We start from the raw sequence: 19,942 nt of genomic DNA on the forward strand, positions 1-19,942 counted from the left end.
GCGCGGCAACCAGGCGCCCACCATGGGGACTTGGCCTCACCGCGTAGGGGATTTCCCTTATCCGGGCAGCCGTACGAGGTCCTTGTGGACCTCTCCCGACAGCGCGACCAGAACCACGTTCTCCGGCCGGCCCAGTACGGAGATGTCGCGTACCGGATCCCCGTCCACGACCACGAAGTCGGCCGTTTTCCCCGCTTCGAGGGAGCCCAGCCGGTCGTCGACGCCGAGGAGCCGGGCCGCGTTCAGGGTGCCGGCCGTGATCGCGTCGAGCGGTGCCATGCCCAGGTCGACGAGGTGGGACAGTTCGAGCAGGTTGCGGGCGTGCGGGACGACGCCCGAGTCCGTGCCCAGGGCGATCGGGACACCGCGGGCGATGGCGTGGGCGATGTTCTCCTTGCTGATGCCTGACCAGCGGCTCTTCTTGCGGTAGTGGTGGTCGGCCATGACGGCCGGGTCGAGCGGGGCGAAGACGGTGGACAGGGTGGGCACCAGGAACGTGCCCTGCTCCAGGGCCAGGTCGCACAGTTCGTCGGTCATGCCGTAGCCGTGCTCGATGCTGCTGACGCCGGCCCGCAGGGCGTTGCGGATGCCGGCGGTGCCCTGGGCGTGCACCGCCACGGGCCAGCCCCGGTGCCGGGCCGCCTCGTCGACCACGGCCGCCATCTCCTCCTGGGTCAGGCCCTCGTCGTCGGGATCGTCGTGCGGGCTGCCCATGCCTCCGGTCGCACACACCTTGACCACGTCCGCTCCGGCGCGCAGCACCCTGCGGGTGGCGAGCCGCACCTCATCCACCGTGTCGGCGAGCACGCCGAGGTGCGGGGCGGCGTCGATCCCGCCGGGCAGCGAGCAGTCGCCGTGTCCGCCGGTGTGGCTGATCACCTTCACGGCGACCTGGAGCCGGGGGCCCTCGATCAGCCCGCGCTCGACGGCCGTCCGATAGCCGGCGGGTGTCCCGCCGAGGTCGCGCAGGGTCGTCACCCCCGCGTGCAGGGTGTCCCGCAGTCGGCGCGCGATCTCGAACGTCTCCACCGTGGGGTCGGCGGCCAGGCCCGCGACCAGTCCGCGTTCGGGGGTCATGGACAGGTGCACGTGGCAGTCGATGAAGCCGGGCAGCAGGGTGCGCCCGCCGAGGTCGACGTCCGTCGCGTCGGGCGTCCGGGGTGCCGCGGAGGCGGGGCCCGCGTAGGCGATCTGCCCGTCGTCGTCCACGACGAGGACCGCGTCGGGGACGGGGGCCGCTCCGGTTCCGTCGACGAGGACGGCGTGCCGGTATCGGGTATTCATGACAGCTCCGTTCGGAACAGGTGGGTGCCGGAGGCGGCCTCGACGGGCGCCGCGCTACCCGGCAGGTCGATCAGTGCGGTGGTGCCGGGCGGGACCGTGACCGTGACGCGCAACGCGCTCCCGGTGCGGGACCAGGACACCTCCGCACAGCCGTAGGGCGTGTCGTGGACGGCGCGGGCGTGGGTCAGACCGCCGCCGGGGCGGGGGCGGACGAGCAGGCGCCGGTAGCCGGGGGCGGCGGGGGCCAGGCCGGCGACGGTGCGGTGCAGCCAGTCGGCGACGGCGCCGAGGGCGTAGTGGTTGAAGGACGTCATCTCGCCGGGATTGACCGTGCCGTCGGGCAGCATGCTGTCCCAGCGTTCCCAGACGGTGGTCGCGCCCATGGTGACGGGGTAGAGCCAGGACGGGCAGGTGCGTTGCAGCAGCAGCCGGTAGGCCGTGTCGTACTCGCCCGCCATGCACAGCGCGTCGCAGATCAGTGGTGTGCCGACGAAACCGGTGCCGATGTGGAAGTCGTCGGCGCGGACGAGTTCGGCCAACCGCCGTCCGGCGCGGGCGCGTTGCGCGTCCGTGGCGAGGAGCCCGAACCGCAGGGCGAGCGCGTACGCGGTCTGCGTGTCACTGGTGAGCAGGCCGTCGGGTGTGAGGTACTCCCGGCGGAACGCGTCCCGTACGGCTTCGGCCAGCTTCGTGTAGTGGGCGTGTTCGTCGTGGCGGCCGAGCAACTCGGCGGTCTGCGCGAGGAGTTGGGCCGAATGTGCGTAGTGGGCCGTGGCCACGAGGTGCGGGTCGGTGCGGGCGTCGCCCGGGCGGTCCGGCGGGGCGGACGGGTCGAGCCAGTCGCCGAGCTGCCGATCGCCGTCCCACACGTGCCGGTCGCCGGTGACCCGCGTGATGCCGTCCACCCAGGCCTTCATGCTGGCGTACTGGTCGGCGAGGATCCCCGGGTCTGCGTAGCGTTCGTACAGCACCCAGGGCACGATCACGGCGGCGTCGCCCCAGGCGGCGGCGCGCAGTTCGGGGAACGCGGTGGGGATGTGCGGTACGTACATCGGGACTCTGCCGTCCGGGTGCTGCTCGGCGGCGAGGTCCCTCAGCCAGGAGCGCAGCAGTCCCGCGCAGTCGTGCAGGAAGGTCGCGGTGGGCGCGAACACCTGGACGTCGCCGGTCCAGCCGAGGCGTTCGTCCCGCTGGGGACAGTCGGTGGGGATGTCGAGGAAGTTCCCGCGCATGCCCCACACCACGTTCTCGTGCAGGCGGTTCAGCAGCGGCTCGGAGCACTCGAACCATCCGGTGCGGCGCATGTCGGTGTGCAGGACGACGGCCTGGACGTCACCTGGTGCCAACTGTCGTGGCCAGTCAGTGACTTCGGCGTAGCGGAAACCGTGGAAGGTGAAGCGCGGCTCCCACTCCTCGCCGCCGGGCGTCCCCCGCAGCGTGTAGATGTCGGTGGCCCGTGCCTCGCGGAGCGGCCGGACGCACAGTTCGCCGTCCTCCAGTACCTCGGCATGGCGCAGCGTGACGGTGTGTCCGGTCTCCCCCTCGACGCGGATGCGTAGCCGGCCGACGAGGTTCTGGCCGAAGTCGAGGATCGTCCGGCCGGACGGTGAGGTGAGGACGGCGACGGGGTCCAGGGCGGCGGTACGGCGCACCGGCGGCCCGTCGGGCGCGACCAGCCGGGCCGGGTCGTACGGCACGAGCCGCACGGGGCCCCAGTCGGCGGGCTCCCGGCGGGCGTCGTACTCCTCGCCCTCGTAGATCCCGGAGGACAGGATCGGGCCGGGTGCGGCCTGCCAGTCGAGGCCGCTGCCGAAGGTCTCGGCGGTGCCGTCGGCGTACCGGACCTCGATCTGCACGAGGGCGGCGAGCCGGTCGCCGTAGATGTCGCGCGTTCCGCCGCCGAAGCCGAGCCGCCCGCGGAACCAGCCGTCGGCCAGCAGGACGCGGATCTCGTTGTCGCCGTCGCGCAGCAGGCCGGTGATGTCGTGCGTCTGGTAGCGCAGGCGTTCGGGGTAGTGGGTCCAGCCGGGGGCCAGCACCTGGTCATCGGTCCGTATGCCGTTGAGCTCCGCCTCGTACACGCCGTGGGCGGTGGCGTAGAGGCGGCCCGAGGTGACCGGGCCGCGCGGGCGGAAGGTGCCCCGCAGGACGGGCGGCGGGAGGTGGCGTCCGACGGGCTCCGGCCGGGCGGGCGAGACCATGTCGGCCGACCAGTCCGAGGGCTCCAGCAGTCCGGCCTCGACGGTGAGCGGATCCGACCACGGGGTCGGCCCGTCGCCGTCCGGCCCCCATACGCGCACCGCCACCTCGACCCGGCGGCGCGAGGTCAGCGGACCACCCGGCCAGGGGACGAACACCGACTCGGCGGACCGGCGGTGGGTCCGGCCCACCTCGCGGTGCTCCTCGGTGAGTCGTATCTCGTACGCCGTCTGGCACCAGCCGGGCCGGTCGGTGATCGTCCGCCAGGACAGCCGGGGGCGCCGCTCGCCGATGCCGAGCGGCTGCCGGTGGTGCTCGGCCCGTACGTCGGTGACACGCGGTCGGTGGTCGGTCATGTGCTCCCTGCTTCCGCTCGTGTCGGGGCCGTGGGCAGCGCGAACCAGAAGACCGCTCCGCGCGGCTCGTTCGCGTGGACGCCGATGGTGCCGCCGTGCCGGGTGACGATGCGGTGGCTCAGGGCGAGGCCGATGCCACTGCCGTTCTCCTTGGAGGTGAAGACCCCCTCGAAGATCCGCTCGTCCGTCGGCGGCCCGTGTCCCCGGTCGCGGACGGCGAGTTCGGGGCGGCCGTCGTCGCCGCGCCGGGTGACGATCCGCACGCCGCGTTCCGCCCGGGGCCAACGGGCCATCTCGTCGACCGCGTTGAAGGCGAGGTTCATCACGACCTGCCCGATGAGCACGTTCTCGCACAGGACCGGGAGCGGATCGGCGGCGAGGTCGAATTCGACGGCCACCGCGTGCTCCTGGGCCCGCAGCTCGACGAAGTACGCGCAGTCGCGCACGATCGCGTTGAGGTCGGTCAGCTGCTCGGACTGCTCAAGCCGGCCGACGTAACCGCGCAGGCTGCTCAGGATCCGGCGGGCCCGCTCGATCTGCCGTACGGCGTTGTCCAGCCCCCAGGCCACCGCCTCGTCGGCGGAGCCGGTGCCGGTGCCGAGCCGGCCGCGCGCTCCCTCGACGAAGTTGTACGCGGCCGCCAGCGGCTGGCTGACCTCGTGGGCGATCGCCATCGCCATGTCGCCCATGGCGTTGTAGCGGGCGAGGTGGTCGAGGTGCTGGGTGTCGCGCCGGTGCCGTTCCTCGGCGCGGACGCGGTCGGTGATGTCGTAGAAGAGGACCATCCGCCCGCGCAGGTCGCTCTCGATGTCGATGCGCTGGCAGGTCGCGGCGTACCAGCGGGGTGTGCCGCCCGGCGCGGCGAAGCGGTAGCGGCCCTCGTGCTCGGGGACGGGGCCGTCGCAGCAGTAGGCGGTGAAGTCCGCCCCGTCGAGGTCGCCGCCGAGCTCGCGGGACGCGGCCTCGCTGGCGTAGACGACCCGGTTCGCGTCGTCGAGGACGACGATCCCCTCGGCCAGGCCGCCGAGGAAGGCGTGCAGCCGGTTCTCGGTGCGGGACAGGTCGCGCCGGACCGCCTTCTCCTCGGCGATGTCGCGGAACTGGACCATCACCGCCGTCCGCGCCGCCAGTTCGACGCGGATCGCGATCGCCTCGGTGAGGATCTCCTCGCCGTTCTTGGAGCGGTAGCACCACTCGGTGGCGCTGATGCCGTGCTCGACGGCGTACCCGAGCCAGCGGTGGCCGAGTTCACGGCTGTACTGGCGGGCGTTCTTGCTCATGTCCGGCGCCTTGAGCGGCTTCAGCTCGTCGACGGTCCAGCCGAGCAGGTCGCAGGCGGCGTGGTTGGCCCAGAGGATGTCGAAGGTGCGGGCGTCGTGGAGGAGGACGCAGTACTTCAGCGCCTCGGTCAGCTCGTGGAAGTCGGTCGGGTCGAGGTCGTCCACGGGCATGCCCCTCCTCACCACGCGTCCAGCCGGAGCACGTCCAGGACCAGGGCCGGGACGCTCTCGGCGCCGGTCTTCTCCCGGATGCGGGCCCGGTGCACGTCCACGGTCTTGGCGCTGATGCCGAGCCGCCCCGCGATCTGTTTGTTGGACGCACCCTCGGCCGACAGCGCGAGCACTTCCCGCTCCCGCCCGGTCAGGGTGTCCAACTTGGCCCGGAGTCCGCTCTGTTGAGCCTCGCGGTCGAAGCGTTCGTGTGCGGTGCGCTGGGCGTTCTGCACGACGTCGAGGAGGTGCTGGGGGTCGTAGGGCTTCTCCAGGAAGTCGACGGCGCCGTTCTGCATGGCGCGCACGGACATCCGGATGTCGCCGTGCGCGGAGACGAAGACGACCGGCAGCGGGGAACCGGTCTCGTTCAGCAGTTCCTGGACACCGAAGCCGCTGAGTTCGGGCATGCGGACGTCCAGGACCAGACAGGCCGGCCGGGTGCGGTCGTAGGAGCGCAGAAAGGTCCGGGCGTCCCGGAAACGCTCCGAGCGGATACCGACCGACTCCAGGAGCCAGGCGAGCGACTCGCTGAGCTCCTCGTCGTCGTCGAGGATGTACACGAGGCACATCTCAGCCGTCCCAGGCGGCCTGGGCGGTCCAGTACTCGCTGCCGTCGGCGCTGATCCCGCGCCGCCACTCGGTCGTGCGGCGCAGGCCGGGCTCGACCCGGGCGGTCGCCGCGTCGGCCCCGGCGGGGCCGTCCTCGTCGACCGTCCAGTGGACCCAGTTGACCTCACGGCCGGTGTGGTCGTGGGTGAACAGGTCGACGTGGTGCCAGCCGTAGCGGTGGGTGTCGGCGTAGCAGGTCAGAAGCATGGTGCGGTCCTTCATCACTCCTCCGGCAGCGGTGCGCTGAAGAGTCGTTCGGTACGGAAGCCACAGATGCGAGGCCGGTCGCCGTCGAGCCGGAAGGTCACGTCGAGAAGCGCGACCATCACCTCGGCGCGGCCGGACTCGTACCGCGAAAGCTGCTGCATGGACCAACTGCCGTGCGCGGTGGCGTCCTTGAGGTCCACCGTCCCGGGAAACAGGAGGTGGACGTTGGTGCGGAAGTGCGGACTGGGCGGCAGGTACTCCGACAGCATCGCGACGATCGCCTCGCGGCCCTCGGTGCGGCCGAACTTCTCGGCGTACGCGCCGCCACCGCCCTCCCACACGGCGTCCTCGGTGAAGAGCTCCCCCAACTCGCCCTCCGCTCTTGCGGGTACGTCGCACAGGGCGAGGTAGCGGGTGAGGGTGGCCGTCACCTCGTCGGTCATGACGCGGCCGCCTTCTGCCGCTCCGCGCGGCGCTGCGCCTGCCGCTTCGGGTCCGGCACCGGGGCGGCGAGCAACAGCCGCTTGGTGTAAGGGTGTTCGGGGCGCTCGGTGATCTGGGCGGCGTCGCCGGTCTCGACGATCTCGCCGCGGTAGAGCACGGCCACGCGGTGGCTGATGTGCCGCACCACGGACAGGTCGTGGGTGACGAAGAGGTACGCCACTCCGGTCGCCTCCTGGATCTCGATGAACAGGTCGAGCACCCGGGCCTGGGTCGTCAGGTCGAGGGCGCTGACCGGTTCGTCGCAGACGATCAGCCGGGGGTCACGGCACAGGGCGCGGGCGATGGCGATGCGCTGCCGCTGGCCGCCGGAGAACTCCCGGGGCAGCCGGTCTGCCGCGTCGTGCGGGAGGTGGACACGGTCGAGCAGCTTCTGCACCCGCCCCTGCGCCTCGGCGCGGGCGACGCCGGCCACCAGCAGCGGTTCGGTGAGGATGTCCATGACCGTCATGGCCGGATTCAGCGAGGTGTAGGGGTCCTGGAAGACGACCTGGATGTCCTTGCTGAGGGACCGCCGTTCCCGCTTGCCCAGCCGGGAGACGGGCGTGCCCGCGTAGCGGATCTCGCCGCCGGTGACGGGCGCGAGGCCGAGGACGGCCCGGCCCAGCGTCGTCTTCCCGGAGCCGGACTCGCCGACCAGGCCGAGCGTCTCGCCGGGTGCGATGGACAGGGAGACGTCCTGCAGGACACGGAACGGCTTCCTGCCGCGGCCCTTCGCCGGGTATTCCACGACGACGTCGTCGAGTTCGAGCAGGGGGTCGGTCATGACGTCACCTCCTTGAGCGGCACGGTGGGGGTACGCAGGGCACCGCGCGCGGGTCCGCCTTCGAGCGTCGAGTCGAGCAGCATCCGGGTGTACGCGTGCTCGGGCGCCGCGAAGATCCGCCCGGCCGGCGCGGTCTCCACGATGCGCCCCTGCTGCATCACCGCGACCCGGTCGCAGATGTCGGCCACGACCCCGAAGTCGTGCGTGACGATGAGCATCCCCATCTCGCGCTCCTGCTGGAGCGAGCGCATCAGGTCGAGCACCTCGGCCTGGACGGTGACGTCGAGCGCGGTGGTCGGCTCGTCGGCGATCAGCAGGTGCGGGTCGCAGGAGACGGCGCCGGCGATGAGGACGCGCTGGGCCATGCCGCCGGAGATCTGGTGCGGGTAGGACCTGAACACCCGCTCGGGGTCCGGGATGCCGACCCGGGTGAGGAGGTCGAGCGCCTTGGTGCGGGCCTCGGCCCGGGACAGCTTCAAGTGCTTGCGCATGGGCTCCACGAGCTGGGAGCCGATCCGGAAGCAGGGGTCCAGGTTGGACATGGGTTCCTGGGGGATGTAGCCGATCCCGCGGCCGCGCAGGGCGTTGAGCGCCGCGAGATCCAGGCTGAGCAACTCCGTGCCGTCGAAGACGAGTTGATCGGCCACTACCTCCGCCTCGTACGGCAGCAGTCCGAGGACGGAGAACGCCGTCTGGCTCTTGCCGGAGCCGGACTCCCCCACCAGGCCGAGGACTTCGCCGCGGCTCACGGTGATGCTCACCCCGTCGACGACGGTCTTCTCGCCGTAGCCGACCCGCAGGTTCTCCACGGTGAGCAGCCGGTCGGCGGGCACCTCGGCGGCCGGGGCCGCGGCCGTGCGGGGAGCGGGCCTGCGGCGCTTGGTCACCCGGGGTTCGGCCGGGCCCAGGGCGTCCCGCACGGCGTTGCCGAGGAGGCTGGACGCCACGATGGTCACGCCCATGGCGAGGCCCGGCCACACCAGGAGCGCGGGGGCGTTGTAGACGTTGGTGAAGGCGTCGTTCAGCATCGCGCCCCAGCTGGCCTGGGACGCTTTGCCCAGGCCGAGGAAGGCGAGGCCCGCCTGGATGCCGATCGCCACGGCGAACACCTGGGTCGCCTGGATGACGGACGGGGCGATCACCACGGGCAGGATGTGCCGGCGCATGATCCGCGCGTCGCCGAGCCCGGAGACGCGGGCCGCGTCCACGTAGAGCTCCTCGCGGACCGCGAGCACCGAGGCGCGGATGAGGCGGAAGACCATCGGGACCATGATCACGCCGAGGACGATCATGGCGACGTTGAGGTCCTGCGAGATGGCCGCCATGACCACGAGCATCACGATGATCGCGGGTACGGCCATGATGACATTGGTGATCCACCCGGCCACGGCGTCGAACCAGCCCCGGTAGAAGCCGCTGATCAGGCCGAGCGGTGCGCCGACGGCGAAGGCGACAAGGACGGCGAGGGTGCCGCCCACCAGGCTGGTGCGGCCGCCGTACAGCAGCCGGGACAGGACGTCCCGGCCGACGCCGTCGCCGCCGAGGGGGTGGGCGCCCGACATGGGCGCGAGCGTGTCGCCGAGGACACTGCGGTCGGGGGCCTGGTCGGTGAGGAGCGGTGCCGCGAGACTCGCCGCGATCACCAGGCCGAGGACGACCAGGCAGACGACGGTCAGGGGGTCGCGCAGGGTCCGGCGCAGGAGGCGGTCGCGCCCGGGGGACGGAGCCGGGGCCACGTCGGTCATGAGACACGCACCTTGGGGTTGAGCCAGCCGTACGCGATGTCCAGCAGCAGGTTGACGGCGACGACGATCACGACGGTGACGACGACCGTGCCAAGGAGCACGGGCGCGTCACCGCGTACGGCGGCCGAGTTGGCGAGGGTGCCGATGCCCGGCAGGCCGAACACCTTCTCCACGACGACGGCGCCGCCGATCAGACCGATGAACTGCAGGGCGAGCACGGTCAGGGCGGGTGGCGCCGCGTTGCGCAGCGCGTGCCGGAACACGACGCTGCGGGTGTTCAGTCCCCGGCTGCGCAGAGTGCGGACGAAGTCGGCGCGCAGCACGTCGATCAGCGCGCCGCGCACCTGCATCGCGGTGGCCGCGGTAGCGGCGACGGCCAGGGACAGGGCGGGCAGGGTGATGGACTCGAGCCAGCCGGTGCCGGACTCGCCGAGGGTGACGTAGCCGGTGGCGGGCAGCCATCCGAGCTGTACCGCCAGGGTGACGGCGAGGATCAGGGCGATCAGGAAGCTCGGCACCGCGGTGCCGAGCACGGCGGCGAACTGGACGAGACGGTCCACCCAGCCGCCGCGCAGTGCCGCCGCGGCGCCCAGTGCCACACTGAGCACCGCCGCGACCAGCATTCCGGCGAGGACCACGGAGAGGGTGACCGGCAGCGTGTCCATCAGGGACTGGTTCACCGAGTCGCCGGTGAACCACGAAGAGCCCAGGTTGCCCTGCACCGCCTGTTCGATCCAGTGCCAGTACCGCTCCACCAGGGGCTGGTCCAGGCCGAGTTCATGGCTCTTCTGGGCCACCGCCGACCGCGAGGCCGTCTCGCCCAGGACATTGCGGGCGACATCGGTGCCCGTGAGGCTGAGCAGTAGGAACGTCGCGGTGGCCACGACGACCACCAGGACGGCGCCGGCGGCGATGCGCCGGAACAAGAAGACGAGCACGGTCAGTTCCTCCTTCCGCGTGCCGGAGAGGACCGGCGACTACTTCGCCGGCGCGTAGTTGTAGATCGGCGGGTACTGGGAGCCGGGCTGAGGTGTCACCTTGACGTCCTTCGCGGTCGCGTACGCGTTGGCGATGACGCTCCAGGGCGCGTTCCAGGCCTGGTCGACGACGTAGGTGTTGAGCTGCACGAAGAGCTTCTCCCGCGCGGCCCCGGTCGCCTTGCCGATGCGGGCGATGAGGTCGTCGGCCTTCGGGTCGTCGTACTTGAAGGGATTCCAGGTGGACTTGTTCGTCAGCTCCAGCTGAACCTTGTCCCAGGCGGTGGGCGCGCCCAGCTTGAAGTACGACATCGCGTACTTGCCGGACAGCATGGCGCTGAAGATCTGGTCGCTGGGCAGGCTGTCCAGCGTGACCTTGATGCCGATGTCCTTGAGGGACTGGGTGAGCGCGGCCTGCTCCTGCGGGAAGATCGCGGAGAAGTCGGGGATGGTGACGGCGAAGCCGTTCGGGTAGCCGGCCTCGGCCAGCAGCTCCTTGGCCTTCTTCGGATCGTAGGAGTACTTGTCGTCCAGCGCGGCCTGGTAGCCGTCCTCGCCCTTGGCGAAGACCTGCGTGGTCGGGGTACCCAGGCCGGTCTTCGTCGACTTGATGAGGGCCTGCTTGTCGAAGGCGTAGTTCAGCGCCTGCCGGACCTTCAGCTTGCCGAGGGCGGGCACCTTCTTGCCGGCGCGGTCCCAGATGTAGAGGCCCTCGACGTCGCCGGGCTGGTAGGTGACGACGTTCAGGCCCCGGCCCTTGACGGTCTTCACCCGGTTGAGGTTGAGGGTGGCGCCGTCGAGCTGGCCGGACAGCAGGGCGTTGGTGCGCGCCGTCGGGTCGGCCAGGTACTTGATGACGATCTTGCCGTAGGGGAAGGCCTTCGCGTTCCAGTAGTCCGGGTTACGGGTGTAGGTGTACGTCTGCCCGGCGGTGGTGGCGCTGGTGTCCAGCTTGTACGGGCCCGAGCCGACCGGGGTCTTGGTCCCATCGAGCGCCTTGGGGCTGGCGATCATGCCGGAGACCTGGCCCAGTGCGGGCAGGAACGCTGCCGTGGGGTGGCTCAGCCGGACGGCCACGGTGTGGGCGTCGACGACGTCCACACCGGAGATGTCCTGGATCTCGCCGGCCGCGGTTCCCGTTCCGCTCTTGGTGTGCAGCAGGTTCTCGCGCACCGCGTCCGCGTCGAGCGCGGTGCCGTCGGTGAACTTCACCCCGTCGCGCAGTTTCAGGGTCAGGGTCGTCTGGGCCTTGTCGTACGTCCACGAGGTGGCCAGGTTGGGGGTGGGCTCCCCCTTGGTGTTCAGCCGGATCAGGGTGTCGTACACCGGCTGGTAGTACTGGGCCTCGGGGCCCATGCTCGCCTTCGCCAGGTCCCACGGCGTCGCCGTGACCGACTCCGCGAGGGTCAGGGTCTTGTCCGAGCCGGCGGCCTGGGTGCCGCCGCCACAGGCCGTGACCGTCGCTGTCAGGATCCCGGCGCCGATGAACGCCACTGTCTTGCGCATGTTCTCTCCACCTGTCTCAATCCTCAGTCTCCTGGATGTCCCCCGGGTCGCCCCGCTGCCGGGGGTTCACTGCCGGTACCGCTGCCGCGCCGCGTAAGCAGGTCACGCCTACGCCTGCCGCGCGGCCCACTCGCCGCAGAGCCGCACGCTCTCGTCCGGCGTCGGCCGGGCGCCCCGGTCGACCTCGATGATCAGCCACCCGTCGAAGTCGTCGGGCAGGGCGCCGATGAAGCTTTCTATGTCGGCGTTTCCGTGGCCGGGTTCCGACCACAGCCCCGCCAGGACGGTCTTGCGGTAGTCCCAGCCGGCCTCTCGGGCCTGCGCGGCGAGGCCGAGGTCCAGGTCCTTGATGTGGACACTCGCCACGCGGTCCGCGTAGTCGCGCACGAGCTGCGCCGGGTCGGCGCCGGCCCATGCCAGGTGGCCCATGTCGGGGCCGAAGGCGAGGAGGGAGGAGTCGACGGTGTCGAGGATGAACCTGGTCTCCAGCTCGGTCTCGGCCCAGGTGCCCACATGCGGGTGGAAGGCCGGGGTGATCCCTTCCGCGCGGATGATCCCGGCGATCTCGGCGAGCAGGTCCCGTACCCGCTCCAGTCGTCCCTGCTCCGCCAGATACCCGACGGCGGGACGGGACACGCGCTCGGCGTCCTTCGCCATGCCCATGGCCAGGAAGACGGTGGGTACGCCGAGTTCCGCGTGCTGTGCGGCGACCCGCGCGGCCGTGTCACGGAAGGTCTGCCGCTCGGTCGCGTCGTCGGTCAGGCGGACCGGGATGTAGCCGGGCGCGAGGCTGATGCCGTAGTCGGCGAGCTTCTCGGCGTACGCCCGCGCGGTCAGGTCGCCGGGGACGGCGCTGTGCAGGGCGGTGATGCCGGCGTCGCGGATGACCGCGAGCTGCTGGTCGAGCGGCGGGGCGAGCGTGGGGTCGATCCAGCCGTCGGCGCTCGCGACCCATTGCAGGGGGTTGATGGCCAGACGGTCCTGCCTGATCTTCATGCGGTGCGGTCCTCTCGGTGGGCGGGGCGCGGCTCAGGGCGTTCACAGCTGCTGGCCGGAGTGACGAAACGGTTCTCCCGCTGGGAGATCTCGAAGCTCGTGAGAACCTCCAGGACGTGGAAGGCGAACTGGGCGTTCGCGCGGTGCGGCCCGCCGTCGATCGCGCCGGCGAGGTCGCGGACGCCGAGGCCTCGACGGTGCTGTTCGGCGGTGCCGACGGCGCCGAAGAGCTCGGTGACCGGGGTGAGCACCTGCCAGTCCGCGTCCCCGTGGCGCTTGAGGCGTACATCACCGTCGAAGAAGTTGGGGTTGGGCAGCGCGAGGGTGCCCTCGGTGCCGTAGATCTCGATGCGCGGCAGCTCGGTGTCCCAGACGTCGAAGCTCATGAGCGTGGTGCCGATGGCTCCGGAGGCGAAGGCCAGGGTGGCCGAGGCGTGGGTGGGGACGTCGACCGTGATCTCGTCGACCACCCGGTCGGGGCTGGTGACCTTGCGGGTCGGTGCTCCGATACGGGTCGCCGCCGACAGCTGCCTGACCGGGCCGAGGCAGTTGACGAGCGCGGCCAGGTAGTAGGGGCCCATGTCCAGGACCGGACCGCCGCCGGGGCCGTAGAAGGCGCGCGGGTCCGGGTGCCAGGTCTCCGAGCGGCTGGAGCGGACGAAGGCGGTGGCGCCCACCACCTCACCGATCCTGCCCGCGTCGACGGCGTGCCGGGCGGTCTGCACGGCGCTGCCGAGGAAGGTGTCAGGGGCCGACCCCAGCAGCGCCGTGCCCCGCCCGGCGGCGTCGAGGACCTCACGGGCCTCCTCGACCGTGGCCGCGAGCGGCTTCTCCACATAGACGTGCTTGCCGGCCTCCAGCGCGGCGATGACGGTCTTGGCGTGGAACTGCGGCGGGGTGATGTTGACGACGATCTCGACGGAGTCGTCGGCGAGGAGTTCGTCGCCGTCGCCCCAGGCCGCTATGCCGTACTCGTCCGCGGCCTGTCGGGCGCGGGCCGTGTCGACGTCGGCCACACGGACCACCTCGAGCTCCGGGAAGGTGCGCAGGCCCTCGACATAGCGGCCGAAGATGTTGCCGGCGCCCAGGATCCCGATGCGGTGCCGTGCGTGCTGCTGAGCCATGGATCTCCCGCAATTCATAAGGGGTTGAGGTGGTGGTGTTCAGGTGATGACGAGGGGGCGCAGGGTCTGGTGTGCGATCTCCAGGCCGGTCTTGACTCGTTCCTCGGTGCCGCTCCACACCGGGTCCTCGTGCTCGACGGAGAGGGTTCCGCTGAAGCCGTTCTCGTACAGCGCGTCCACGACGGCTTTCCAGTCGACCTGGCCGCGGCCCGGCACGCGGTAGCGCCACCAGCCGGTGTCCCAGGGGTCGTTGCGTTGTACCGCCTTGCCGAAGAAGCCGTAGCGGTCGACCTTGCCGGGCAGGATCTGGAGGTCCTTGGCCTGGGCGTGGACGATGCGGTCGGCGTACGGCGCGATGGTGGTGACGGGGTCGATGCCGATCCAGGTCAGGTGCGAGGGGTCCCAGTTGAGGTAGAGACCGAGGGAGAACATCCACTCCCACAGCTCGGGCGAGTAGGCGAGGTTGCCCGGGTAGCCGTCGGGGTGCCAGCCCTCCATCACACAGTTCTCGATGATGAGCTTCACCCCCTTCTCACCCGCGTACTCGACGAGTTCGGGGAAGACCGTCTCGGCCTCGGCCAGGTTGTGCGCCACCGGGCGGGTCCAGTCCCGCCCGACGAAAGTGCCGACGTACGGGACTTCGAGGGCCGCCGCCGTGTCCACGACCGCCTTCAGGTGGGCGTGGATCGCGGTCCGGCGCTCCGGGTCGGGATGGAGGTTGTTCTCGTAGTAGGCGAGGGCGGAGATGCCGAGGCTGTGTTTCTCCAGCAGGGCGCGTGTCGCGTCGGCCGCCCGGTCGTCGAAGCCGGCCACCGGGAGGTGGGCCGCCTCGAAGTCGCGGCCCCCGGTGTCCGGCCAGGCGGCGACTTCCAGGGCCTCGTAGCCGGCCTCGCTCGCCCAGGCGGCGATCTCGGCGAGGGAGAGCCGGGGCAGACAGGCGGTGAGCATGCCGAGTTTCATGCGGAGGCCTCCAGGGCTGCGGGTGCGGAAGCGATATCTGTCCAGGTGAGCGACGCTGCGGAGGCGAGCACGGCTTCGACGAGTCGGGCCGAGCGGACACCGTCCGCGCCGGTGGGCAGGCCCTCGGGCGTCGCTCCGCGGATCGCCGCGTAGGCATCGGCGACGAAGGCGGCGAAGCAGTCGCCGTAGCCCTGCGCGTGACCGGCGGGCAGGTGGGAGAGGCGACGCTGCTCGGCCGAACCGTGGCCGGGGTCGCGCATGAGGATGCGCGCTCCGTCGGGGGCGCCGAGCCACGCTGTCTCGGGGTTCTCCTGGTCGAAGACCGCGCTGCCCATGGAACCGTCGAGCTCGAACCACAGCCGGTTCTTGCGGCCGGCCGACACCTGGGACACCGTCAGCGAGCCGAGGACACCGTCGCCGGTGCGCAGCAGCACAGTCGCCACGTCCTCCGTGCGCACCTGGACCCGCGGTCCCCCGGCGGCGGTCGAGAAGCTCGCACTGGTGCCGGCGGGGCGGGTGGCGACCGTGGTGCCGAGCCTCGCGGTCACCTCGGTGAAGCGCACTCCGGCGACCCATTCGACCAGGTCGCACCAGTGCGAGCCGATGTCCGCGAACGCCCTCGACGGTCCGCCGTCCAGCGGGTCGACCCGCCAGGAGACGGCGTCGGCGGAGAGCATCCAGTCCTGCAGATAGCTGCCGTGCATCAGCTGCCACGCCCCGAACTCGCCGCGCAGCCGACGGTCGCGGATCTCCCGGACGAGCGGGTGGTAGCGGTAGACGAAGGGGACGGCGAGCAGCAGTCCCGCCTCCCGTGCCAGCCGCGTCAGCCGTTCGGCGTCGGCGGCGGACGTGGCGAGCGGCTTCTCGCAGATCACGTGCTTTCCGGCGCGCAGGGCCGCCTCCGCCTGCCGCACGTGCAGCGCGTTCGGGGTGCACACGTGGACGACCGTGACGCTGTCGTCGGCGAGCGCCGCCGGGAGGTCGGGATAGCGGGCGGGCACCGCCCACTCGTCGGCGACCCTCGCGCTGCGCTCGGGGGTCGAAGCGACCACTCCGACCACGGAGCCGCCCGCGGCACGGATGGCCCGGGTGTGGACGGCGCCGATCATTCCGGCGCCCACCACCACTGCCCGCATCGAGTCACTCACGGGTGCACCTCCGCCGTCGTCCAGCGACCGACCGCGGTCTGAACGCCGCGTTGCGCAACACCATCGTTTAGTTCGCCAACGCAGCACAAGAGAACCAATTTAATTTTCTTCAAGGCCTAAAAGACGTCGAAATTCGGGAAACATGTCCGCTTGATCCGGTCTCAACTCGCGCCGCTCGGACTCCGTTGACGGATACAAGGGAACGGCATTACGTTCACGTGAATGCATAAAGATGACGGCAACGCCGAAGACGAAGTCGGGTCCGCGTCCGTGCCGCTCGCACTGCGCCGCGTGCTGGGGCTCGTGGTCTCCGGCCAGGCGACCAACCGCGCCGAGATCGCCCGGCGCAGTGGCCTGGCCCGGTCGACCGTGGGTCAGCAGGTCGACCATCTCGTCGGCACCGGGATTCTGGAGGAGGTCGAGTCCAGACGGTCGGTGCGGGGCCGGCCGCCCCGCGTGCTGACGATCAGCCCGCAGGCGGGGACCGTGATCGTCGTGGACGTCGACACCGCGGAGTCGCAGATCGCCATCGCCGATCTGACCCGACGGGTGATCGCGCGGGAGACGGTGAACGTCCGGATCGACGCGGGACCACGAGCGGTACTGGATGCGGTGACCGACCAGCTGCACGGGCTGCTGGAGAAGCACCGGCGCGCTCCCGACCGCGTGCGCGAGGTGGTCGTCGGTCTGCCCGGGCCGGTGGACTTCGAGCAGGGGTGTGCGGTGCAGCCGACGGGCATGCCCGGCTGGGACGGCTTTCCCGTCGCCGAGTACCTCCGGGAGCGCTTCCACGCGCCCACCGTGGTGGACAACGACGTCAACCTGATGGCGCTGGGCGAGGCCGCGCAGGCCCGGCTGGAGACTCCGCTGCTGTGCGTCAAGATCGCGAGCGGCATCGGGGCCGGACTCATCACCACGACCAGTGACGTGTACCGCGGCGCCGACGGTGCCGCCGGCGACATCGGCCACATCCGGGCCGTGAGCGGTAGCAACGTCCTGTGCGCCTGCGGCAACGTCGGCTGTGTGGGAGCGCTGGCCTCCCACAAGGCGGTACTGCGCGGCCTCGGCATCGCCGAGTCGACCGCCGAGGATCCGCTGCACGGGGCCCGCGAACTCGCCCGGCGTATCGCTGCCGGTGACCCGACCGCCCTGCACGCCGTGCGTCAGGCCGCCACGGAGATCGGCGAGGTCGTGGCCATGCTGGTCCACATGTTCAACCCGCGCACCGTGGTGCTGGCCGGACCGCTCAGCGAACTGCGCGACGACCTCGTCTCCGCCGTACGGGCCGCCGTGTACCAGCGGGCCCTCCCGCTGGCCACCCGCAAACTCACCATCACCGCGACCCAGCTCAAGGGAGCCTCCGGCCTGCACGGCGGCATCGCCCTGGCCACCCAGGACGCCTTCAGCCCGGCGGGCATCGCACGGCTGCTGCGTGAGGGGCCGTGAACCGACGGGTCGGTTGACGGCCACATCGCCGTCCCCCAGGGACCCGGCCTCGCCTGCGTCGCTGTACGTCGCGGCCGCCAGGGCTCAACGCATCGGCATGTACGACCAGCAGACCAGGAACCTTTCGCTGGCCTGGACGGTGACCCGGCCCTCGCAGGTCAACATCGAGCTGCTCGTCGTCCGCCCGCGCGCCCAGGCCGCCCAGCACAAGGTGTACCGCGGACTCTGAGCCGCGGCCGGTGCGCGGTTCCCGGGGCTGGGCGAGGGCCGGTCCGCACGCGTGGCTACCGTGGGCCCGGCATCCACCGGCCCTACTCCTGGAGACCCCCATGCCCGTATCCCTCGGCGAGAACGTGGTGGCGATGCTGCGACGCCCCAGCACCTGCTACATCGCCACGACGATGCCCGACGGCTCGCCCCAGCTCACCCAGACATGGGTCGACACCGACGGTGAGCACGTCCTGATCAACAGCGTGGAGTCGCATCAGAAGACCCGGAACATCGCGCGCGACCCGCGGGTGGCCATAGCGGTCTCCGACCCCTCGGAACCGTCCTCCTACGTCCAGATCCGCGGCCGTGTGGTGCGGGTGACCACCGAGGGAGCGGTCGAGCACATCGAGGCGCTCGCGCAGAAGTACCTCGGCGGGCCCTACCCGTGGTTCGGCGGCCGCGACCAGGTCCGGGTGATCTACGTGATCCAGCCCGAACGGATCACCAGCCCCCGCGGCTGAGCTCGTGTCACGAGGCCGGGGTCCGCGGCGCGCCGGAGGACGGACCCCGCCGCGTCGCGCGGCCTCACACCTGGACCGGCTCCGCGTGGACCTGGAAGGCCGGCGCCCGGTCGATGTACTGCCGGGCCGGGACGCCGAGCCGCTGACCGCCTGGCTGCGCGGTCACCCTGAGATCGAGGTGATCTGCCGTGACCAGGTCGGCGCCTACGCCGAAGGTGCCCGGAGTGGGGCTCCGCTCCTCAAGCGCATGCTTCGGCCGGACCAACCTCGGGTGAGCGAGCGGCGGTTGTCATTTATGTTGATTGCGGGCTGGGGCCCGCCCCGGTAAGTTAGCGATCTTCGGGCGGCGCTGACTCCCGGAGTCCTCGAAGGCGAACGTCCATGATGAACCTCGACCGATCCCACGCCCGACTCCGCCTCGACGCCGCCATGGACGGCCTGGCAGTCACCTTCCGGGGGATGACCGCTCACCCCGACGAGCACAACTGCGAATGCCACTGGGGCAGCGCGGAAGATCTTGCCCAGCTCAAGGTGGCGGACACGGAGCTGGACCCCGACCTTCTGCGGCGCACATGGGAGGCCATCGACTGGAGCGATCACGCATCCGTCCTCCGCAGGATTCTGCCCCAGTTCGCCACGGCCCTCGTCAGCGGCCTCATCGAGCCTCTCTTCGGCATGGAAACGGTCGGGCGCTCGTTCGCCCTCGGCCACTGGCAGCAGTGGCCTGCTGAGCAGGCCGCGGCGGTCGAGGAATTCCTGCGTGCCTGGTGGGCGCATACGCTCACCGATCCGGATCCCGCCGTACCCGCGTACGAGGTCCTCATACTGAGCGCCGAGGCATCGGGCGCACTGAGCCCGTGGCTGCACACCTGGGAAGCACTGACCGGACCTGCGGCCGACCAGCACCTGGCCGAAGCGGCGACACAGTGGGAGTGCGACCTGCTCGGTGACCAACTGCCCTGGGATGCTTGGGAGAACGAGGAAGAGATGCGCGCCGAGCTGACTGCCTGGCTGGTCCGCCATGCTCCAACCCGGCTACGTGCCATCGGCGCATCCGAAGAACTGCTTCACCGGATACGGCTGCTCGGGGTCACCGGTCTTGACCGCTGGGAGGACCCGCACTGGCCCGGCCACCGCTACTGATCCACGGAACGCGCGATGCCGTCGGTCTGCGTGGTCAGAGCTGGTTCCCAGGTTGGGAACCACCTGGTGTGTGACTGAGCACCATGGCCTCTCTGGCCAACTATGTGCTCAAGGCGTCCTGGCGCGAGGCCCGGACCTATCCGTCTCATTCCCTTGGGAATCGGGGCTCGATCGCCGAGGTGACCAGTCTCCTCGCGCCCGGTGACGCCCGCTGATCGGGCGTCGCACCTGGCCTGATCTGCGCGAACGGATTGCCGAAGCGGTGCTTGAGCGTCCGGTTGCGCTGGTCATTCTCCTAGGGTCGCGGCACACGGGCGGACCGTTGCGGTCCTGCCTGTTCCGAAGCCCGCTGGTGCGGCGGGCCCGTGTTGCGCCGATGAAGGAAAAGCGAGGAAGAGATGAGTGCTGCACCTAGCCAGCCTTACGGGACTGTCGTGAGCGACTCGGGAGTGGTGGTAAGGGAGTTCCCCAGTACCGACTCCCACGAGATTGGCCGTCTCGCGCACGGCGAAAAAGTCAGCTTGCGGTCGAAGGTGAGGGCCCAGGTCATCGACGGTAACGACATTTGGTACCTGCTGCGCGACCGCCCCGGGTGGGTCGCGGCCCGGTACGTGGAGAACACCGGTCCCGTGAAGTGGGCCAAGGACACGATGGGGTACTGAACTTGAAAGCGTGATGTCGGTAACGATCACCCAGCCGACGCGCGCGTGTTGGTGCCGTAGCTCAACGATCTACGAGTGGCGCCGGGCGG

Annotated in this window: 18 protein-coding genes and 1 pseudogene; 5 read left to right on the top strand and 14 right to left on the bottom strand. The window is 70.8% G+C overall.

Annotated elements, in window-relative coordinates; all coding sequences use genetic code 11:
* Window positions 1–57 precede the first annotated feature (57 nt).
* The 14 genes from ACFWXC_RS46500 to ACFWXC_RS46565 all read right to left on the bottom strand — a co-directional run bounded on the left by ACFWXC_RS46500 (window position 58) and on the right by ACFWXC_RS46565 (window position 15,871).
* Window positions 58–1,284, bottom strand: a complete 1,227-nt coding sequence (locus tag ACFWXC_RS46500) for an amidohydrolase family protein (RefSeq protein WP_384489195.1) — start codon at window positions 1,282–1,284, stop codon at window positions 58–60.
* Window positions 1,281–3,839 (bottom strand): family 78 glycoside hydrolase catalytic domain, encoded by a 2,559-nt coding sequence (locus tag ACFWXC_RS46505; RefSeq protein WP_384489197.1) that lies wholly within the window; start codon window positions 3,837–3,839, stop codon window positions 1,281–1,283. The genes ACFWXC_RS46500 and ACFWXC_RS46505 overlap by 4 nt, the downstream gene beginning before the upstream one ends.
* The gene (locus tag ACFWXC_RS46510) at window positions 3,836–5,290 is read right to left on the bottom strand and encodes an ATP-binding protein (RefSeq protein ID WP_384489198.1); all 1,455 of its coding nucleotides are present in this window, start codon (window positions 5,288–5,290) and stop codon (window positions 3,836–3,838) included. The genes ACFWXC_RS46505 and ACFWXC_RS46510 overlap by 4 nt, the downstream gene beginning before the upstream one ends.
* 8 nt (window positions 5,291–5,298) lie before the next feature.
* Window positions 5,299–5,901, bottom strand: a complete 603-nt coding sequence (locus ACFWXC_RS46515) for a response regulator transcription factor (protein WP_384489200.1) — start codon at window positions 5,899–5,901, stop codon at window positions 5,299–5,301.
* Between the two features lies 1 nt (window position 5,902).
* Window positions 5,903–6,163 carry a hypothetical protein gene (locus ACFWXC_RS46520; RefSeq protein ID WP_384489202.1) on the bottom strand — a complete coding sequence of 87 codons (261 nt, stop codon included), beginning with the start codon at window positions 6,161–6,163 and terminating at the stop codon, window positions 5,903–5,905.
* Complete coding sequence (locus ACFWXC_RS46525; RefSeq protein ID WP_384489204.1) at window positions 6,163–6,591, bottom strand: nuclear transport factor 2 family protein; 429 nt, start codon at window positions 6,589–6,591, stop codon at window positions 6,163–6,165. The genes ACFWXC_RS46520 and ACFWXC_RS46525 overlap by 1 nt, the downstream gene beginning before the upstream one ends.
* The gene (locus tag ACFWXC_RS46530) at window positions 6,588–7,415 is read right to left on the bottom strand and encodes an ATP-binding cassette domain-containing protein (RefSeq protein ID WP_384489206.1); all 828 of its coding nucleotides are present in this window, start codon (window positions 7,413–7,415) and stop codon (window positions 6,588–6,590) included. Before ACFWXC_RS46530 ends, ACFWXC_RS46525 begins: the two co-directional genes overlap by 4 nt.
* Window positions 7,412–9,160 carry an ATP-binding cassette domain-containing protein gene (locus ACFWXC_RS46535; protein WP_384489208.1) on the bottom strand — a complete coding sequence of 583 codons (1,749 nt, stop codon included), beginning with the start codon at window positions 9,158–9,160 and terminating at the stop codon, window positions 7,412–7,414. The genes ACFWXC_RS46530 and ACFWXC_RS46535 overlap by 4 nt, the downstream gene beginning before the upstream one ends.
* Complete coding sequence (locus tag ACFWXC_RS46540) at window positions 9,157–10,098, bottom strand: ABC transporter permease (protein WP_384489210.1); 942 nt, start codon at window positions 10,096–10,098, stop codon at window positions 9,157–9,159. Before ACFWXC_RS46540 ends, ACFWXC_RS46535 begins: the two co-directional genes overlap by 4 nt.
* Before the next feature lie 39 nt (window positions 10,099–10,137).
* Window positions 10,138–11,643 carry an ABC transporter substrate-binding protein gene (locus ACFWXC_RS46545; protein ID WP_384489212.1) on the bottom strand — a complete coding sequence of 502 codons (1,506 nt, stop codon included), beginning with the start codon at window positions 11,641–11,643 and terminating at the stop codon, window positions 10,138–10,140.
* A 108-nt stretch (window positions 11,644–11,751) separates the two neighbouring features.
* A complete protein-coding gene (locus ACFWXC_RS46550; RefSeq protein ID WP_384489214.1) occupies window positions 11,752–12,639 on the bottom strand; it encodes a sugar phosphate isomerase/epimerase family protein in 888 nt (295 codons plus the stop codon).
* Window positions 12,636–13,763 carry a Gfo/Idh/MocA family protein gene (locus tag ACFWXC_RS46555; RefSeq protein ID WP_384489216.1) on the bottom strand — a complete coding sequence of 376 codons (1,128 nt, stop codon included), beginning with the start codon at window positions 13,761–13,763 and terminating at the stop codon, window positions 12,636–12,638. The genes ACFWXC_RS46550 and ACFWXC_RS46555 overlap by 4 nt, the downstream gene beginning before the upstream one ends.
* Window positions 13,764–13,802: 39 nt before the next feature.
* Entirely contained in the window at window positions 13,803–14,723 is a 921-nt protein-coding gene (locus ACFWXC_RS46560; RefSeq protein ID WP_384489218.1) for a sugar phosphate isomerase/epimerase family protein, read from the bottom strand.
* Entirely contained in the window at window positions 14,720–15,871 is a 1,152-nt protein-coding gene (locus tag ACFWXC_RS46565; RefSeq protein WP_384489220.1) for a Gfo/Idh/MocA family protein, read from the bottom strand. Before ACFWXC_RS46565 ends, ACFWXC_RS46560 begins: the two co-directional genes overlap by 4 nt.
* 222 nt (window positions 15,872–16,093) lie before the next feature.
* Between ACFWXC_RS46565 and ACFWXC_RS46570 the strand changes: the two genes are divergently transcribed.
* The 5 genes and pseudogenes from ACFWXC_RS46570 to ACFWXC_RS46590 all read left to right on the top strand — a co-directional run bounded on the left by ACFWXC_RS46570 (window position 16,094) and on the right by ACFWXC_RS46590 (window position 19,853).
* The gene (locus tag ACFWXC_RS46570; RefSeq protein WP_384489222.1) at window positions 16,094–17,317 is read left to right on the top strand and encodes an ROK family protein; all 1,224 of its coding nucleotides are present in this window, start codon (window positions 16,094–16,096) and stop codon (window positions 17,315–17,317) included.
* Window positions 17,318–17,441: 124 nt separating this feature from the next.
* Window positions 17,442–17,546, top strand: a pseudogene (locus ACFWXC_RS46575) (oxidoreductase); the annotation flags it as partial.
* Window positions 17,547–17,646: 100 nt separating this feature from the next.
* Entirely contained in the window at window positions 17,647–18,048 is a 402-nt protein-coding gene (locus ACFWXC_RS46580) for a PPOX class F420-dependent oxidoreductase (RefSeq protein WP_384489224.1), read from the top strand.
* A 384-nt stretch (window positions 18,049–18,432) separates the two neighbouring features.
* Window positions 18,433–19,191, top strand: a complete 759-nt coding sequence (locus tag ACFWXC_RS46585; RefSeq protein WP_384489228.1) for a hypothetical protein — start codon at window positions 18,433–18,435, stop codon at window positions 19,189–19,191.
* Between the two features lie 398 nt (window positions 19,192–19,589).
* Window positions 19,590–19,853, top strand: a complete 264-nt coding sequence (locus ACFWXC_RS46590) for an SH3 domain-containing protein (protein WP_384489226.1) — start codon at window positions 19,590–19,592, stop codon at window positions 19,851–19,853.
* Window positions 19,854–19,942 lie beyond the last annotated feature (89 nt).

It is taken from the genome of Streptomyces sp. NPDC058683, from assembly GCF_042716195.1.
Taxonomy (GTDB): Bacteria; Actinomycetota; Actinomycetes; order Streptomycetales; family Streptomycetaceae; genus Streptomyces.